This window comes from Acetobacter oryzifermentans, assembly GCF_001628715.1.
Lineage (GTDB): Bacteria > Pseudomonadota > Alphaproteobacteria > Acetobacterales > Acetobacteraceae > Acetobacter > Acetobacter oryzifermentans.
Genome location: NZ_CP011120.1, coordinates 1,028,384 through 1,044,848 on the forward strand (window position 1 = coordinate 1,028,384; position 16,465 = coordinate 1,044,848).

Genomic DNA, 16,465 nt, shown 5'->3' on the forward strand with positions numbered 1-16,465 from the left:
AGGTTGCTCCTTACACCGTAACGGGAGAGGGCATGGGCAAGCCTTTTGCCAAAGCCTCAACATTATCTAGCGCCAACATGCACATGGCGGTGCGCGTTTCTATGGTGGCGCTGCCTGCGTGCGGTGTCATGAAGATATTGGGCAAGGCTGTCAGCCTTGGGTTGGGGTTGGGTTCCTGCCGGTAAACGTCCAGCCCAGCTCCAAACAGATGGCCAGATTCCAGAGCCTCTATCAGCGCATCTTCATCCACCAAAGACCCGCGCGCCGCATTTACAAACACGCTCCCTTTGGGCAGCAGAGAAAATGTCTGGCTGTTCATGAGGGGGGGCGCAGAAGGTGAACCCGGCATGTGCAATGTTAGCACATCGCAATGGGGCAACATGTCTTCCAGCTTTTCAAAATAGGTGGCACCGGCTTCTTCCGCGGCGGAAAGGCGGCTGCGGTTGTGGTACAGAATGGTCATGTCAAAGCCACGCGCGCGCTTTGCCACAGCCTGCCCAATACGGCCCATACCCACAATGCCCAGCCGTTTGCCGGTAACGCGGTGGCCCAACATGCCGCCCATACCCATGCCGCGGTGCCAGCCTTTTTTCATGAGCGTATAATATTCGGCAGCGCGGCGGCAGGCGGCCAGAATCAGCATCATGCTTAAATCAGCATTACAATCTGTCAGCACATTTGGGGTGTTGGAAACCGCAATACCACGCGCATGTAGGGCGGGAAGATCCAGATGGTCTAGCCCAACGCTTACAGTAGAAACCAGTTTTACGCATTCTGGCAGAGCTTCTACATCCTTGCCTTTAAGAGGTGCGTTATTGGTAACCACAACAGCAAAAGGCTGAAATGCCTTAGCTAATTCCAGAAGGGCCTGTGTGTTCAGGCTTTTTTCTGGCGGAGGCGGGGCTGTAAATTGTGTTTTAATACGATCTTCCGCAGCATCTAACAGGCGGATGGAGCGGATAAGGCGAGGTGCTTCTGTGCTCACAGGCAACTCCGTAGGCTGGTGAGTCGGTGGCTGTCTGGCACAAGTTTGTGCCCAATGCGGGCTGGCATCAAGCAGGGTCAGACAACATATGGGCTATGACACTCCATAACGGAATGCAAAGCCAGAGGTTGCCTTGGCTTGCGGGATGATGGGTTGCAGGAAAGGAACATGCAGCAGATGGCACAGGAACTTACCCCACAGATCATGCTGGGTGCATATGCGGCGGGGCTGTTTCCTATGGCGTCCGATGCAACGGATACGACCCTGCGGTGGTATGACCCCGACCCCCGCGGTATTTTGCCGCTTGATGGTTTTCATCTTCCGCGCCGCTTGCGCCGTACTGTGTTGTCTGGCCAGTTTGATGTGTGTGTGGATAGGGATTTTCCCGCTATTATGCGTGCATGTGCCGCCCCCGCGCCGGGGCGCGAAACCACATGGATAAATAGCGAGATCTACCGCTTGTTCTGTGCTCTGCATAACATGGGCTTCAGCCACAGTGTGGAGTGTTGGCAAAATGGTAATCTGGTTGGCGGTCTGTACGGCGTAGCCCTTGGTGGTGCTTTTTTTGGAGAAAGCATGTTCAGCCGCACAACAGATGCTTCCAAGGTGGCTTTGGTGCATTTGGTGGCACGGTTGCGCGTGTGTGGGTTTGTTGTGCTGGACACACAATTTGGCACCGAACATCTGGCCCGCTTTGGGGGAGAGGAAATACCAGCAGTCGAATATAAAGCCATGTTGGAAAAGGCCGTAAGCATGCAGCCGCGCTGGCAGCAGAATATTCCGGCTGATGTGCTGGAAGCAGAAATCCGAAACATGTAAGTAACTGCCATATTCCGGCCCGTGGCATACCTTAGGCTTGCAGCATGTTGCTTGCGCCCAAGGTGGTAACCAAGTGCGGGCCTGTAATTTGAATGACTGGAATGGATGATATCATGAGCACACGCCTGTATGGTCGTATGCGTTTTTTTTGCCTGATGGGTGTTCTGGGGGCGGCTGTGCCTGTGCTGGGCACGGTGTTTTCTGGGCAGGCACAGGCACAGGTTGCGCTGGATCATCCACGCCTAACGCCCGCGCGTGATGCTATTATTGATTACAGCTTTCAGCCCCAGCCCACAGCGCAGGATTTGGAAAATGGTGTTAAGCCAGACACCCCCATAGCAACGCGCCATGTGCAGGTGATGTTCTCTGGCGATGGCGGGTTGATGCGCATTAATTACATGACCAGCATGGAAGGGGATGATAGCCGCGGGGCTGTAATTATCAACCGCGCTTCACAGGAAGTGTTGGTGCTTTTGAATGATCGGCATATCTACACCCGCCTTGTACAGCAGGAAGGTATCCGCAACCCGTTTCTGCTTGATCTGTCCATGCAGTTTACGCGCAAGGGCAGTGATGTTGTGGCCGGGCAACCCTGCACTGTCTGGGCTGCACAATCTGCCCAAGGGCAGGCTACGGCTTGCGTCACGGATGATGGCTTTATTCTTTCCCAAACCGGTATTGATGTGGATGGGCTAAATGGCCGTATCCGCGCCATGAAAGTGTCTTACGAGCCCGTGCCCGATAGCGTATTTCAACCGCCTGCAGGCTTTCAGGAAGTTAACCCGCATAGTGGCAATAAAAACGGCGGAGGTTCAGCGGGTGGCGCTTCGGCACAACCTGCTGCGCCTTCTGGCGTAGGGCCAATGATATCTACCCCAGCTCCAAATAGCGCGGAAGGAACACCGTAAGATGGTTGCAAAACGCTTTCTTGCCGGTGTGGGGGGGGTGTTGTTGGGGGCTGCGGCTTCTGGTGGTGTCGCCCATGCCCAGATACAGCCGCAAACGCCAGAGCCAACACAAATAAGCCCCACAGATGCGCCGGTGGTAACGCCATCTGTTGATGCGGATGTGTTGTATGAGCTGAACTCCGCCCAAGGGGATGCCCCCACCCAGCAACGTATGCGCTGGCAGGTTAGCTCCTTGCGCCAGCGGCTGGACCCGCAGAATTCTGATGTGTTCATGATTACATCATGGACAGATCACACCCTTACAGTGGTGGATACCGCACGCAAGCGGGCCAGTGTGATGCCTGTGCCGGGCCCACAGCAGATTACCCCCCCAGGGCAGCCCGCAGCGGCTGGCACCTATGCACGATTGGGGAATTCCGTTGTGGCGGGTGAACAGTGCACATTGTGGCGCACAACGGATGCCGAGGGGCATCCAACAGATGCATGCTATACGCCAGACGGCCTGCTTTTGCAGGTTGCACAGAAAGGGCAGGTTACGGTGCGCGCAGTAAGTGTAAGCCGCGCCACCCAGCCAGATAGCGTGTTTGCCATTCCGTCCGGGCTGAAGCGGGAAGCCCCTGCACACCCATAAGGTTTGATGTTTCGGGCGGCAGAAAACGGAAAAAGAGAACGTCGCCATGAAAATTCGCCCCAGCTTTGTAATTTTCTATCTGTTTCTTGCTGGGGTAAGCCTGCCAGCTCTTGCGCAGGCGGATGATGGAAGTTCCGGCACGGTTTCCGTATGTTTGCGTGCGGATATTGCACAACCTCCCCAAGCCATGCAGGTGGTGGCATCTGGCACCGTGTTTGCTGCGCAAGCCAAAGCCGGTGGCCCTAAGGCTGAGGAAGAAAACGAAGCCTTGGTTACCACAGAAACTGTTACTCTTACCCATATGCAGCCGTGTATGGATGCAGATGCATCCTCCGTTATCTCGCATACACGGCATTGGCTGGTTTCCCCCGTAACCGCGCAATCTGGCGTGGTGTTTCATGCCATAGGGGAAGTCAGCGGCAACGGTCTGGATACTGCTTTTGATGATGAGGGCGCATCTTTTCGGGATATCGTGCGGGCAGGGGGCATTACAGCCACTGTGCGCAGCCCGCTAACAGATGTTGTATCTCTGATGGAAGGGGCGGCTGATCTTCCCCCTAATGCGGATGGAGAAGATCCAGCTATTGATGATAAATAATATGGCCCCTGCAAAGGGGCCGCAACCGGGTTAAAAAATCCGGCGCAAGGCCCCCGGCAGAAAGATGGAATAGGGGTTTACGTGCAGGGAAGGGTTGCTCATCTGCCCGGCCACACCAAAGGTTATGGCCACAAGCCCCCCGTCTTTTTCCGGGCTAAACACCCAGCCAATGCCCGGCAGCTTTCCGGGCAGTTTGTTGATAGCAAAAATAGGCACCACGGTGCCGTGTAAATCTATGCTGTTCTTATCCAGATTAACGTCGCCTTCAAGTGTTGCGCCCAGTGCATTGTTGCCTGTTCTGCCATCACGAATATTCAGCACGCCATCTTTGAAGGTTACGGGTAGCACAAGATGTGTAACGGTGAATTCCGATGTATTATGTGCGGCCAACCAGCCATAAAATGAGATATTCCGTGCCATACGCAGGGCTGTTGGGGCTTTTTTGAGCACAAATGGCGTTACGGTTATGCGACCGTTAAACGGGGCGGAAGCCTCCGTATCATCAAAAGATCCGCTTAAAACGGCATGACCACCTTCTACATCCGGCACAATTTTAAAGTCAGACAGAAACGCGCCCATGTTTGGGATAGAAACGCGCAGGTCTCGCCCCGCACCTTTGGGGGTAAGTGTCATGCTTACGGGAGTTGGCCCGTGCATGGCAAAATACATTTTTTCCAGACGTTGGCCGTTATCCTCAAAATAGGCTTTTACAGCTTTCAAAGATGGTTTGTCTGGATTGTAGCGCAATGTGTTGGCTGTCAGATCAATAGCCCATGCTGTACCCGGAGGGCCGTGTAGCTTGCCTGTTGCCGCCTCTGGCACGTGGTAGCCAGTGCTGGCGGGCTGTGCGGGTTTGGGGTCTGATGGATCACCCGTTACCAAAGGGGAAAGATCCAGCATGTCTGCATAGACGCCAACATGAATGACCGAGCCTGCCACGCCTTTTTGTGGCAGTTCCAGCATGGCATGGCCGGTGGAATGAGCAACCCGGAAGGAAGAGATAATCAGTTGTGGCGCATGATTGGGGCGTAGGCGGGCCTTGCCACGTACATCCAAATCCGGCCCTGTAGCCAAAATACGATCTACCGCAACAATCTGGCTGTTTTTCAGCCCCAGCGTAGCGGTGGCCTGTGCAGCCCGCCCCGGTGCCTTATGCCAGAGCGGAATGCGGATTTGGGAGTTTTTGAGGTTGAGGTTGATATCCACCAACCCGTGGTGATCTCCATATTGGCGGTAATCCACCACGGCATCAGCAGAGCCACCAAAATGGTCTCCCGTTGCAAAACCGGCGGCTGTTGCGGTTTGTGGGGTAATGCGGGATGTCAGATGCGCCTGTTCCAAAAGCCCGGTCGGCGGTACATGCCGGAAATCTGTTGAATAGGAGATGTTGGAGGGCAGCCCACCCAACACGCCATGCCCGGCAAGAGAAAGGCCGTCTGCCGTGGCATCCAGCTTGATATCAGCGCGCCTTACACCGCGCCCGGCGACCACATTATCAAGCGATGCCTGCGTGATATCGGCATGGCCCTTAATGTCCATGTCATCAATGCTGACATCGTCTTTCAAAGGGAGGCTGAGCATAAGCTGAAGTTTGGCGCGCCCACGTGGGTTGCGAAGATCCAGCGGGTGGCGAGAAAGCAGGTGCAGGCGTGGTTCGGCCAAAAGAGCCATCACATCCTGTAATTTGCCATCCAGTTGCGTGTTGATAATACCGGTCTGGTCTTTTTTGGTCAGGCCCACAATATCCATGCTGCCGGGGCCAGCAGCAATGCGGCCAATACCATTTTGGCCTACGTTTTTTCCGGCACGGTCAACAAGCTGGTAACCGTGGTCAAACTTGATGCTTAGCTTGTCCAGTCCGTCCACATCCATATGGGCATCCATGCCCCTTAGTGGGGAAATAGGCCGCAGCCAGTAGATGGTCAGCCCTTTGGCATCCAGCCCGCCAGCAATGTTGCTAACATCCACACCATTCCAGCCTGTTTTGCTGGATAGAGAAACAGTGGTGTGCAGGTTGTAGGCCACGCCATCTGTAATATTCTTGGTTACCCATTTTTTGCCGCCTTTGGCGGCCTTGTCTGGCCAATAATAAACCAGATCGGGAAAGTACACCTGCGGAATATCGGCTGTAACCTGCCCGGAAACCGTGGTGGGGTTTATCAGATCTGTAGCATCTACTTGCCCGGATACAGCCAGATGAAGCCCTCTGGCCTCATCTTCCGGGTGGTCTGGATTGCGCAGGTTGGCGGTGATGTTGTGCACAATAATATGTGCAGGCGTGTTGCCATCCTTAAGATGGTCAAGCCGCAGGGTAATATTGGCAGAGCCGCCATTTAAAAAATAGCGTGCTCCAGCGGCAGTAACCTTGCCGCTTTGTGCATCTGCATGCAGTTCCATCGCGCCAGGCATCAGCCATTCCGAACCCGGCGCGGGCAGAAAGCTGACATCGGATGTCACCGTAATGGGTGTTCTGATATGTTGCAGATCATGCGAGATATGGGAAAAGCTGGCTGGCTTAACGGCATTGGTTGCCAGATGCCATACAATACCTTTGCCATCTGTATCTGGCAGACTGTTGGCTTTTACCTCTATGTGGCAATCAGGGTTTTCTTCCCCCGTTACGGCAAATTGCACGGCACCCGTTATGCCCTTTTTGCCTTGGGCTGATGCCATATGCAGTGTGGCATCTAGCGGAGAAGCCACCCAATGCGTGCCGGTGAGTTGGTCATTCATACGCACAACAGCGTGGGAGATTACGGCACGATCCAGTCCGGCGGTATCTACACTTCCGCTATCACTTGCGCCAACGGTCGGAGGGGTATCAAAATCAAACCCCACAGCACCGTTTTTACCGCGCCGGAGGGCAAGGTTTACGCCTTCCAACTCTACAGCGCGCAGGGCAATGCCACCATGTAGCAGGGCCAGTGTATCCAGCGTAACATGGGCTTCGTGCACGGTATCAACTACTGTGCGATCCGGCCCTTTAACGGCAATATCATGCAGCGCAAGCATGAGCGGAGATGTGAACCCATCGCGCAGGCCGTTCCATTCCAGATAGGCGCGCCTTAACCCCAGCGTAGCGACCGGAGGCTGTTTTTTGCCGCCGGAAATAACGGTAACAGGCAAAAAAGGGCGCACCAACGGCGTAACATTTATTGGCCCAAGCGCCATGCGCGCAAACAGCAAAACTGTGCCCACAACAGGCAGCCCCACCATGCCATAGGCACCATAGACCAGAAATTGCCGGGTTTTTGTGCGCCGTGGGCGCGTGGTGTCTTGACCGTTGGAAGTCAACGCAGCAAGCCTTTATTGTTCACAGCACGGGCCAGATCATGACGCAGGCAGACCATTCCCTTTTTCGAGACGTAAGGCAACCTAGAGGGCACGGTTCCCGCATGTGGCCAGATGCAGACTGGCCCGCCCCAGCAGATACACGTGCGGCTGATCTGTTTACGCAGGACATGCTGGTTCTGGCGCAGGAAGCAGGTGTTGCGCAATCTGTCATGATACAGCCGGGCGCGCGGGAACTGCTGGCGTGTCTTGGGGGCAACAGTCCGTATCTGGCAGATCTGGCGCGAGAAGACGTTCTGGCCTTTGCGGCCCTGCTGGAGCAGGGGCCGGATATGTGTGTGCAGGATGCGTTTGCAACATGCGCAAAATTTGACACAACATCGGGGCGAGAGTGTGTCGCGGCTTTTTTGCGGCATACAAAAAAACGCATAGCTTTTATTTGTGCTGTGGCGGATCTGGGTGGCTTCTGGTCTTTGGAGGAAGTAACACATGCCCTGAGCCGCCTGGCTGATACCGCGCTGGATCTGGCTGTCAGGCATTTGTTGTGGTGTGCCTTTCAGGCGGGGCAACTGGCTTTACCCAACCCGGAACACCCCGCACAGGGCTGCGGCTTTGTAATTCTGGCCATGGGCAAGTTAGGCGCGCGGGAGCTGAATTTTTCATCCGATATAGACCTGATGGTGCTGTATGATCCCACAGCGTACCCTCAGTCGGACACAGTGCGGCGTGTGTTCGTGCGTATGACTAGCGATCTTGTCAGCCTGATGGAAGCACGAGATGCCAACGGATACGTTTTTCGCACAGATTTAAGGCTGCGGCCCGATCCATCTTCCACCCCTCCGGCGGTAACGGTGCAGGCCGCCATCCTGTATTATGAAAGCCTCGGCCAAACGTGGGAACGTGCGGCCATGACAAAAGCGCGTCCTGTGGCGGGAGATCTCACACTGGGGCGGCGTTTTCTGGTGGCTATTCGCCCGTTTATCTGGCGCAGGCATCTGGATTTTGCACTGATTGATGATCTGCATGACATGAAGGCCCGGATAGACCGTTACCGTAAGGCGGGCCGGACAGATTTAAGTAACCTACCAGATGCCGTGCTGGCAGATCCTTCCGCCAGCATAGAGTGGTTGTTGGGGCATAACCTCAAGCTGGGGCAAGGCGGGATTCGTGAAATTGAATTTATCGCGCAGGCCATGCAGCTTGTCTGGGGTGGGCGTGAGCCTACCTTGCGAGATAAAACTACCTTTGGTGCGCTTAAAAAGCTTGTAGGCTCAGGCCGCCTGCCGCGAGAAGAAGCCGAGGTTCTGGCCCGCACCTATCGTTTTTTGCGTGATGCCGAACACCGTTTGCAAATGCGTGCAGACCACCAAACCCACAGCTTGCCAGACACGCGGGAAGGGTTCGAGGCCTTTGCCATTTTCATGAACTATCCGGATGCCGAGGTTCTGGCGCTGGATATGTTGCCCCGTATGCGTGAGGCACGGCGCATTTTCGAGCGACATTTTGTGCTGCATTCCGCCCAGCCCGAAGAAGTGGAAGGCAGTGTGCTGGTGCCGGGGCCGGAAGATGGGCAAACGGCGGAACTCTTGCAAAAGCACGGTTTTCCGCCCGAACAGGTGCAGGAAGCCACACAGGTTCTTACCCGTTGGCGCGGCAACAGCTTGCGGGCTCTGCGGTCTGAGCGCGCGCATGCGTTGTTGCGTGTGCTGTTGCCCACATTGCTGGCCAGCTTTGGTGTGCGCAGCAATCCGCTGGCCTGTTTACGTCGGTTTGATGCGTTGCTGGCGCGGCAACATGCTGGGGTGCAGCTTCTTTCTCTGTTTGAACGCAATCCGGCATTAGTAGACCGCATTGCCAATATTTTTGATGCCTCCGTTTTTCTGGCAGATTATCTGGCAGACAAACCTTCTGCGCTGGAAGGGCTTTTGGAATCCGCGCCAGAAGAAGGGCGTACGGTTGTCGCACGCCTTCAACATCTGGCGGAAGAAATGGCAGATGTTGAAGAGCTGGTAACGGCTTTGCGCCCACTTTTGCGTGGGGAGGAGTTTCGTCTATCTGTTGCCCTGCTGGAAAGCCGCATAACGGAAAACGAGGCCGAAAAGCAGCGCACGGTGCTGGCGGATACCATTATCACCATTGTAAAACAGGCGGTGGAAATAGAACACACACGCCGGTACGGGCATGTTCCGGGTGGTGGCATGGCCATTGTAGCACTTGGCAAAGCCGGTTCGCGCGAGATGATGCCGCGGTCTGACCTTGATTTGCTGATGGTGTTTGATCATCCCGAAGATGTGCAGGCCAGCGAGGTACCGCAGGCGGATACAAAAGCAGAGCGTCCGCTGTTTTCTGCCCCGCGTTCTGTGGGGGTCGCACAATATTACACACGGCTGGCCCACGCCTTTATTGCGGCGCTGACAGCACCAGGCCCAGAAGGGCCCTTATATGCGGTAGATATGCGGTTGCGTCCTTCTGGTGCGGCGGGGCCGGTTGCTGTCTCGCGCCCTGCTTTTTTGCGTTACCACACGGAATCCGCATGGACATGGGAGTGTATGGCCCTGACCCGTGCCCGTATTGTGGCCGCTCCAGCAGAATTGAAGCATGTTTTAAGGCAGGATCTGGATACCATTCTGGATGGGCGTTTACGGGCCGAGCCAGCATCTCGTGCAACGCTGCTCAAAGATGCCAGCGCCATGCGCGCACGCTTGGCGCGCGATCTGCCTGCATCTTCTGTGTGGGATGTGAAGCGGCGGCTGGGTGGGTTGATAGATGTGGAATTTATTGCCCAGATTTATCAGTTGATTGGCGCAAATAGTGCCGTGCGGGATGTGAGCACGCGTTTGGCGCTGGGGCGGCTGGAAAAGGCAGGGCTGCTAAGTGCCGAGGATACTCAGTTTTTAAAGCAGGCTGAACTGTTCTGGCGGCAGCTTCAGGCTGTGTTGCGGCTGCTGTGCGGGGCCACGCCGCCTGTTGATCTGGAGCGTGATCTGGCTCCGGCATCGTTAAACGTGCTGCTGAAAGCCATGAAGTTGGAAACGCTGCCAGATCTGATTGAAAAGGCGAATATTCTGGCGCGTGATGTGCATGCAGTTTTTGCCCGGCTGGTTGGCCCGGTGGAATAAGGTAGGCTTGGCGCTGGAACAGCTTGCAGATCCTGCACGTTCACTTTGGCGTAAGAGATTTTAAAAGAAGGAAAACAAGCATGACGGAAAAACACACGCTTCAGGTAGGTGATGCTGCGCCTGCGTTTGATATGGAAGCAAGCGGTGGCCGTAAGGTGACGTTGGCAGATTTTAAGGGCAAGCCGTTTGTTCTGTATTTCTACCCCAAGGCAGATACACCCGGATGCACAAAAGAAGCCTGCGGATTTAACGAGGCCCTAAAGGATTTTGATAAAGCCGGACTAACCGTTATTGGCGTTTCGCGCGATCCGGTTAAAAAGCTGGATGCCTTTGCTGCCAAATATGATCTGACATTTCCCTTGGCATCAGATGAATCTGGCAGCGTGACAGAGGCCTATGGCGTGTGGGTGGAAAAAACCAATTATGGCCGCCAGTATATGGGTATTGAGCGCACAACCTTCCTGATTGGGGCGGATGGCAAAATTGCGCATATCTGGCCCAAGGTTAAGGTGCCGGGCCATGTTGAAGCTGTGCTGGAAGCTGCCCGCACATTGGCGGGCAGTGCCTGATTTTTTACTTTCAGGCTGTAGCTTCTTTTACCATGCTTGGTAATATCCGCGCGGGCCGTAATAGCCGTAACCGGGGCCGGGCATAACTGGCACAGCGGGCACCACGTAAGCTGTTGGCGGCGGCGGAGGGGGCGGCGGTGGCGCGTAAACTACAGGCGGGCCGCCAGCTATTGTGGCGCCAGCCAACGCCCCTACGGCCAAGCCGCCAATAAGGGCACCTGCAATGGCACCGCCGCCGGGGCCACGATGATGGTAATAACCACCTCTGGGGCCACCCCAACCGGGGCCGCCCGGTCCGCCACGTGGGCCACCACCCCAACCTGGGCCGCCCATCATATGTGGGCCGGGTTGTGCCTGCGCCATCGGCACGCTTGCCAAGCCAAGGCCTGTAATAACGGGCAGGGCCATAAGAAGTTTGGTAATCTGGCGCATGAAATGAGCCTCCTTGAAACAGGATTACACCTGCGTTCTTTGTCTCATCTCAAATAATGGCGCGTCTTATGGCAAATTAAAGGCGTATCCGCGGCGTTATTTTGCAATCTGATTTTATGAAACAACAAGGCCCGTACTTGATTACCCGAAATGGGCATGCTGTTTTTTAAACAAAGAGCAACATGCCGTGCACCGAATATCAGGAGCGTGCAGACGCATCGGTTGGCGCGGTAATGCGGTCTGTCTGTTTTAAACGCAAAACCGTAAACAGGGTTACGGCCGCACAGATGGAAACATATCCGGCAAACCAGTTTTCGTGCCCGATCTGTTTACACCACAGGGCAATATATTCCGTGGTGCCACCAAAAATGGAAACCGTAAGCGCATAAGGCAGGGCCACACCCAAAGCGCGAATACGGGTGGGAAAGAGTTCTGCTTTTACAATGGCGTTAATGGATGTGTAGCCAGAAGCAATAAACAGTGCCGTAACAATCAGGGCAAAAGCCGTCCAAGGGGATGAGGCCTCCGCAAGCACATGCAGCAGCGGAATGGTGCCAAATGTTGCGCCAAAGCCAAAAAACAGCAGCAATGGCTTGCGACCAATTTTATCTGAAAGAGCCCCAAAAACTGGCTGCATGGCAGCAAACACCACAAGGCTGGCAGTAGAAATAAGGGTTGCTGTTTCCTTAGGAAAACCCAGCGTGTTGGCCAGATATTTCTGCATGTAAATGGTGTAGGTATAAAAGGCTACGGTGCCACCAAGGGTAAGGCCACATACCGTTAATACAGCCCGCCAATGGCGCAGAAGAACGCGAATGCCGCCTTTTTCTTCTTCTGTATGCGCGTTTTTAAAGCTGTCACTTTCTGTCATCTGGCGGCGTAGCCAGAACACAAGCACAGCCCCCAAAGCACCTATCAGAAACGGCACACGCCAGCCCCAGCTTGCAATCTGCTGGGGTGTAAGCAGCACGTATTGCATGAGCAGGAGCAGAACAAGGGCGAGCAGTTGGCCCATAACCAGCGTAACATACAAAAAACCAGACCAGAATCCGCGGTGCTTGGGTGTGGCTACTTCTGCCAGATAGGTGGCGGATGCTCCGTATTCTCCCCCAAGGCTTAGGCCTTGCAACAGGCGGGCAATTAACAGGAGCAGAGGGGCGGCAAGGCCGATCTGGTCATATGTTGGGCATACGGCAATGGCCAAAGACCCTAAACACATTGTGAGCACCGAAATGGTAAGTGCGCTGCGTCGGCCATACCGATCTGCCGCCATACCCAACAGCCACCCACCCACAGGGCGCATAAAAAAGCCCACAGCAAATACCGCAGCCGCATTTAGCAGCTCGACCGTGGGGTTGCCGTGCGGGAAAAAGGCATGCGCAAAGTAAATGGTGAAAGAGGAATAAACATACCAATCAAAATATTCCAGCAGGTTGCCTGCGGAACCTGCCACAATGCCGCGGATGCGTTGTGCCGTGTTCACTCTATTGTTCTCCTGTCCGGAAAGGGCACGGTGTTATTTAAATCCGCGGCCTGAATGACGTGTTTTTATTGGCCTGCCACACAGCGTATGTTCTGCACGCAAGGCAGGCTAAGGGGTAGGTCATACCATTGCCGGTGGTCGATTGTCATTACGGTGCCGCGATAAAGCTGTTCTGGTGGGCACTCTATGCGTTTCTGGTGCTTGCTCTTGTTGCGGACATAAGACAAAACGGGGCATGAGTTCTGTAATTGTTCTTTTAAGTGTTGCTGTGTGCGCCTTGTTGTTGGGGGCAGGTCTTGTTGTGGTGCTGCGCCCTAAAGCAGGAGGTGGCACGGATGCAGATTTGCTGGCCCGGCTGTATGTTCTGGTAGAGCATGAGAGCGCGACGGCACGTTCCGAGAGTGCCGCGCAACGCAATGGCATGATGGAAATGGAACGCGCCATGGGTGGGCGTATTGAGCGTATGCGCACGGAGCTGGCGGAACAGCTTGGTGCATTGGCCGGAGGTCTGGGGCGAGAACAGGCGGAGGCTCGTGCCGCTCAGGCCGAAGCCCTACGCAATCTGGCGGATACATCTGCCCAGCAGTTGGCCTCTATCCGGCACGCGGTTACGGAGCAACTGCACGAAGCTGTAGAGCAGCAGATGCAAACTTCGTTCCAGCGTGTGTTGGAGCAATTTTCCGCCATGCAAAAAGCCATGGGCGAAGTAAGGGCCATGACGGGCCAGATTGGAGACCTCAAGCGCCTGTTCAGCAATGTCAAAACCCGTGGTGGCTGGGGGGAAGCCCAGCTACGCGCCATTTTGGATGATGTACTGCCACCCGGCACGTATGAAAGCAATGTGCGGATTGGCAACGGAAACGATGTGGTGGAATTTGCCATCCGTATGCCTGTTAAATCCAGCACGCCTCCGCTTTTGCCTGTGGATAGCAAATTTCCCACAGAAGCCTATGAGCGGCTGCTCAACGCTGCGGATGAAGGTGATGCAGCGGCAGAAAAAGCTGCACGTAAATCTCTGGAAAACACCATGCGGGTGGAAGCGCGCAAGATTTCCAGCAAATATATTCATCCACCCAAAACGGTGGAGTTTGCCGTACTGTATCTGCCCACAGATGGGTTATATACAGAAGTGGCACGTATGCCGGGGCTGATTGATGAACTGGGGCGGCAGTTTCGGGTTATGGTTATGGGGCCTGCTCTTATGCCAGCCATGTTGCGCACAATCCATCTGGGGTACGTTACACTTGCGCTGGAAGAGCGGACAGAAACCATTGCGCGCCTGCTGGGGGCCACGCGGCAGGAAATGATCAAGATGGATGGCGTGCTGGATAAACTGGCACGAAATGCACAGGCCATGTCTTTTTCTATCGAGGAAGCCCGTAGGCGCACTCGTTCGGTTAGCCGCAAGTTGCGTGAACTGGATGAACCGGAAGACAATGCCGCCGGAATAGAAGAGTCTGAAATTGAATTTACTGGTGTTGATTCAAATGGAGCGGCATCAGTGTAAAAGATGAATGGAACAGCGGATATGCTTAAGGAAGATGCCGATTTTTTCTCACCCAATGGGAAAGCGGTGCTTCTGGTAGAAGATGACAGCACCATAGCCGAGGAAATTGCAGCTGAACTGACAGCCCGCGGTTTTAAAGTGCTGCACGAAGCCACAGGTGATGCCGGGCTGGAAGCTGCCTTACGGTTAGAAGCAGACGTTATGGTGGTGGATCGTCTTTTGCCCGGTCTGGATGGTTTGAGCGTTATAGAAACCATGCGCCAGCAGGGCATACGCCTGCCTGTGCTGGTGCTTTCTGCCCTTTCTGCGGTGGATGATCGGGTAACAGGCCTTAAGGCTGGGGGCGATGATTATCTAACCAAGCCCTTCGCCATAGAAGAACTGGTGGCCCGGATAGAAGCCCTGTTGCGTAGGCCGGATGATACGCGCAGCACCAAGTTGCATCTGGGCCCAATTGATATGGATCTGATAGAACGCCGCGTCTGGCGCGATGGGCGGGAAATAGAGCTGCTGCCGCGTGAGTTCCGTTTGCTTGAATACCTTATGCGCAGGCCGGGGCAGGTGCTTACACGTTCCATGTTGTTGGAGGATGTGTGGCAATATCGGTTTATTCCGCGCACCAATCTGGTGGATGTGCATATTGGCAAGTTGCGGCGCAAAATTGATGGGCCGGGAGAGGAACCGTTGATCGAAAGTATTCGCGGAACGGGATTCCGGCTGCGTGTTCCTGACTGAACTTTTTCGCACAGCTACTTTTCGCATCACCCTTATGGCGCTGGCCGCCATGGCGGGGGTGATGGTCATGCAGTTTGGTCTGGTTTACGCGCAGCTTGAGGCCGTGGAATCGCGCCGTTCCACCGAGTTGCTGAAAGGTGAGGCCGAACTGCTGGCCCAGATGTCTCCCGAGCATCTGGAATACGTTATCCGCCGCCGTGCCACGGATGATCTGCGGCTGATTATTAACAGTGCTGGGCTGTTTGATTCCGGGCATGCTCTTATCGCAGGGGATTTGCGCACTTGGCCCAAGGGCCTAAAGGCAGATGGCAAACCCCACAATGTAGAAATTTACCCCGAAGAAGGGGATTCGTACCCCTTGCGTGTGCTGGCGGAAAAACTGCCAGATGGCACCATTCTGGTGTTGGGGCGCAGCTTCCATCTGCTTTCCGAACAAAAGCTCATGCTGCGCCACACCATGCTGGTGGCGGCTATTCCTACCTTTGTGTTTGCGTTGTTTCTGGGCATCGTGCTCAGCCATCGTGCTCTTTCCCGCGTGAAGGAAATGCACGAGGCCATAGACCGCATTATGGCCGGAGATATCCATGAACGTTTGCCCGCTGCCAAGGAGCGGGATGATCTGGAACGCTTGGCCGGTAGTGTAAACCGTATGCTGGATCGGCTGGAGCGGTTGATGGACGATATGCGGGAAGTGGGGAATGATATTGCGCATGATTTGCGCACCCCGCTTTCTCGCATGCGTGCCAGATTGGAGCGGGCTCTTTCTGCTTGCACAGAGCCAGAGGCGCTGGAGGCGGCCGTAGGGCGTGCTGTAGATGATCTGGACCAGTGCATGGGTATTATCACTGCGTTGCTGCGTATTGCGGAAATAGAAAACAGCCGCAGAAAAGCAGGCTTTGGGCAAGTGCTTTTAGCCGATCTGGTGGCAGACGTATTTGATTTGTATGAACCCATAGCTGAAATGGAAGATAAAGTGCTGGTTACAAAGGAGGGGGAAGCCCCCTGCTTTGTATGGGGGGATCGGCACTTGTTGATCGAGCTTTTGGCCAATCTGGTGGATAATGCCATAAAGTTCACACCAGAAGGTGGGCGCATTATGCTTGGCTCGCAACGCATCAACGGTGCGGCATCTCTGTTTGTTACGGATACGGGCGTAGGTATTGCACCGGCTGAAAGAGAAGCTGTTCTTTCACGCTTTTATCGGTCGGACAAAAGCCGCCACGTACCGGGGAGTGGGCTGGGGCTTAGCCTTGTGTGTGCCATTGCGCATCTGCACGAAGCCCATGTCACCATTGAAACAGGGGCGGAGGGTGTTGGCACCTGTTTCAGAATTACCTTTCCATCCGCTTTTTTACAAAAGGTTGAAGATTGCACGTAATGATGTTGGC

The 16,465-nt window shown here is 54.9% G+C and carries 13 protein-coding genes; 9 read left to right on the forward strand and 4 right to left on the reverse strand.

The genetic code is table 11. The features are described from left to right. Positions 1-10: 10 nt before the first annotated feature. Positions 11-985: a 2-hydroxyacid dehydrogenase gene (locus WG31_RS05040; RefSeq protein WP_063353844.1), complete on the reverse strand. Its 975-nt coding sequence runs from the start codon at positions 983-985 to the stop codon at positions 11-13. Positions 986-1,162: 177 nt separating this feature from the next. Between WG31_RS05040 and aat the strand changes: the two genes are divergently transcribed. From aat to WG31_RS05060, 4 genes are all read left to right on the forward strand, one after another. Then, positions 1,163-1,804: a leucyl/phenylalanyl-tRNA--protein transferase gene (gene aat / locus WG31_RS05045; RefSeq protein WP_063354881.1), complete on the forward strand. Its 642-nt coding sequence runs from the start codon at positions 1,163-1,165 to the stop codon at positions 1,802-1,804. A gap of 92 nt (positions 1,805-1,896) precedes the next feature. After that, positions 1,897-2,712 (forward strand): DUF4412 domain-containing protein, encoded by an 816-nt coding sequence (locus WG31_RS05050; protein WP_006116074.1) that lies wholly within the window; start codon positions 1,897-1,899, stop codon positions 2,710-2,712. A gap of 1 nt (position 2,713) precedes the next feature. After that, a complete protein-coding gene (locus WG31_RS05055) occupies positions 2,714-3,343 on the forward strand; it encodes a hypothetical protein (protein ID WP_063353845.1) in 630 nt (209 codons plus the stop codon). Between the two features lie 46 nt (positions 3,344-3,389). Continuing rightward, positions 3,390-3,941, forward strand: coding sequence for a hypothetical protein (locus WG31_RS05060; RefSeq protein ID WP_063353846.1), 552 nt, complete (start codon positions 3,390-3,392; stop codon positions 3,939-3,941). 30 nt (positions 3,942-3,971) lie between these two features. Here WG31_RS05060 and WG31_RS05065 read toward each other — a convergent pair whose 3' ends face one another. Further along, positions 3,972-7,157 (reverse strand): AsmA-like C-terminal region-containing protein, encoded by a 3,186-nt coding sequence (locus WG31_RS05065; protein WP_209439382.1) that lies wholly within the window; start codon positions 7,155-7,157, stop codon positions 3,972-3,974. A 116-nt stretch (positions 7,158-7,273) separates the two neighbouring features. Here WG31_RS05065 and WG31_RS05070 point away from each other — a divergent pair, with 116 nt between their 5' ends. Beyond that, positions 7,274-10,351, forward strand: a complete 3,078-nt coding sequence (locus WG31_RS05070) for a bifunctional [glutamine synthetase] adenylyltransferase/[glutamine synthetase]-adenylyl-L-tyrosine phosphorylase (protein ID WP_209439370.1) — start codon at positions 7,274-7,276, stop codon at positions 10,349-10,351. An 80-nt stretch (positions 10,352-10,431) separates the two neighbouring features. Further along, positions 10,432-10,920 (forward strand): thioredoxin-dependent thiol peroxidase, encoded by a 489-nt coding sequence (gene bcp / locus WG31_RS05075; protein ID WP_063353849.1) that lies wholly within the window; start codon positions 10,432-10,434, stop codon positions 10,918-10,920. 27 nt (positions 10,921-10,947) lie between these two features. Here bcp and WG31_RS05080 read toward each other — a convergent pair whose 3' ends face one another. Together WG31_RS05080 and WG31_RS05085 are read right to left on the reverse strand one after the other, a co-directional pair. Then, positions 10,948-11,352, reverse strand: a complete 405-nt coding sequence (locus tag WG31_RS05080) for a hypothetical protein (RefSeq protein WP_063353850.1) — start codon at positions 11,350-11,352, stop codon at positions 10,948-10,950. 199 nt (positions 11,353-11,551) lie between these two features. Further along, positions 11,552-12,835, reverse strand: coding sequence for an MFS transporter (locus WG31_RS05085; protein ID WP_063353851.1), 1,284 nt, complete (start codon positions 12,833-12,835; stop codon positions 11,552-11,554). Positions 12,836-13,070: 235 nt separating this feature from the next. On the opposite strand from WG31_RS05085, the gene WG31_RS05090 reads away from it, so the two are divergent. Genes WG31_RS05090 through WG31_RS05100 form a run of 3 tightly spaced genes read left to right on the forward strand, consistent with a single transcriptional unit; the run spans position 13,071 to position 16,455 of the window. Next, positions 13,071-14,342: a DNA recombination protein RmuC gene (locus WG31_RS05090; RefSeq protein WP_063353852.1), complete on the forward strand. Its 1,272-nt coding sequence runs from the start codon at positions 13,071-13,073 to the stop codon at positions 14,340-14,342. A 3-nt stretch (positions 14,343-14,345) separates the two neighbouring features. Continuing rightward, on the forward strand, positions 14,346-15,077 hold the full coding sequence (locus WG31_RS05095; RefSeq protein WP_006116065.1) for a response regulator transcription factor: 732 nt from the start codon (positions 14,346-14,348) through the stop codon (positions 15,075-15,077). Further along, on the forward strand, positions 15,064-16,455 hold the full coding sequence (locus WG31_RS05100) for a sensor histidine kinase (RefSeq protein ID WP_006116064.1): 1,392 nt from the start codon (positions 15,064-15,066) through the stop codon (positions 16,453-16,455). The genes WG31_RS05095 and WG31_RS05100 overlap by 14 nt, the downstream gene beginning before the upstream one ends. Positions 16,456-16,465 lie beyond the last annotated feature (10 nt).

Excerpts from the sequence above, each read along its gene's own strand:
- WG31_RS05050 (WP_006116074.1), top strand. The coding sequence starts at position 1,897 with ATGACTGGAATGGATGATATCATGAGCACACGCCTGTATGGTCGTATG.
- WG31_RS05070 (WP_209439370.1), top strand. The coding sequence starts at position 7,274 with ATGACGCAGGCAGACCATTCCCTTTTTCGAGACGTAAGGCAACCTAGA.
- WG31_RS05055 (WP_063353845.1), top strand. The coding sequence starts at position 2,714 with ATGGTTGCAAAACGCTTTCTTGCCGGTGTGGGGGGGGTGTTGTTGGGG.
- bcp (WP_063353849.1), top strand. The coding sequence starts at position 10,432 with ATGACGGAAAAACACACGCTTCAGGTAGGTGATGCTGCGCCTGCGTTT.
- WG31_RS05060 (WP_063353846.1), top strand. The coding sequence starts at position 3,390 with ATGAAAATTCGCCCCAGCTTTGTAATTTTCTATCTGTTTCTTGCTGGG.
- WG31_RS05090 (WP_063353852.1), top strand. The coding sequence starts at position 13,071 with ATGAGTTCTGTAATTGTTCTTTTAAGTGTTGCTGTGTGCGCCTTGTTG.
- WG31_RS05065 (WP_209439382.1), bottom strand. The coding sequence starts at position 7,157 with ATGGTGGGGCTGCCTGTTGTGGGCACAGTTTTGCTGTTTGCGCGCATG.
- aat (WP_063354881.1), top strand. The coding sequence starts at position 1,163 with ATGGCACAGGAACTTACCCCACAGATCATGCTGGGTGCATATGCGGCG.
- WG31_RS05095 (WP_006116065.1), top strand. The coding sequence starts at position 14,346 with ATGAATGGAACAGCGGATATGCTTAAGGAAGATGCCGATTTTTTCTCA.
- WG31_RS05080 (WP_063353850.1), bottom strand. The coding sequence starts at position 11,352 with ATGCGCCAGATTACCAAACTTCTTATGGCCCTGCCCGTTATTACAGGC.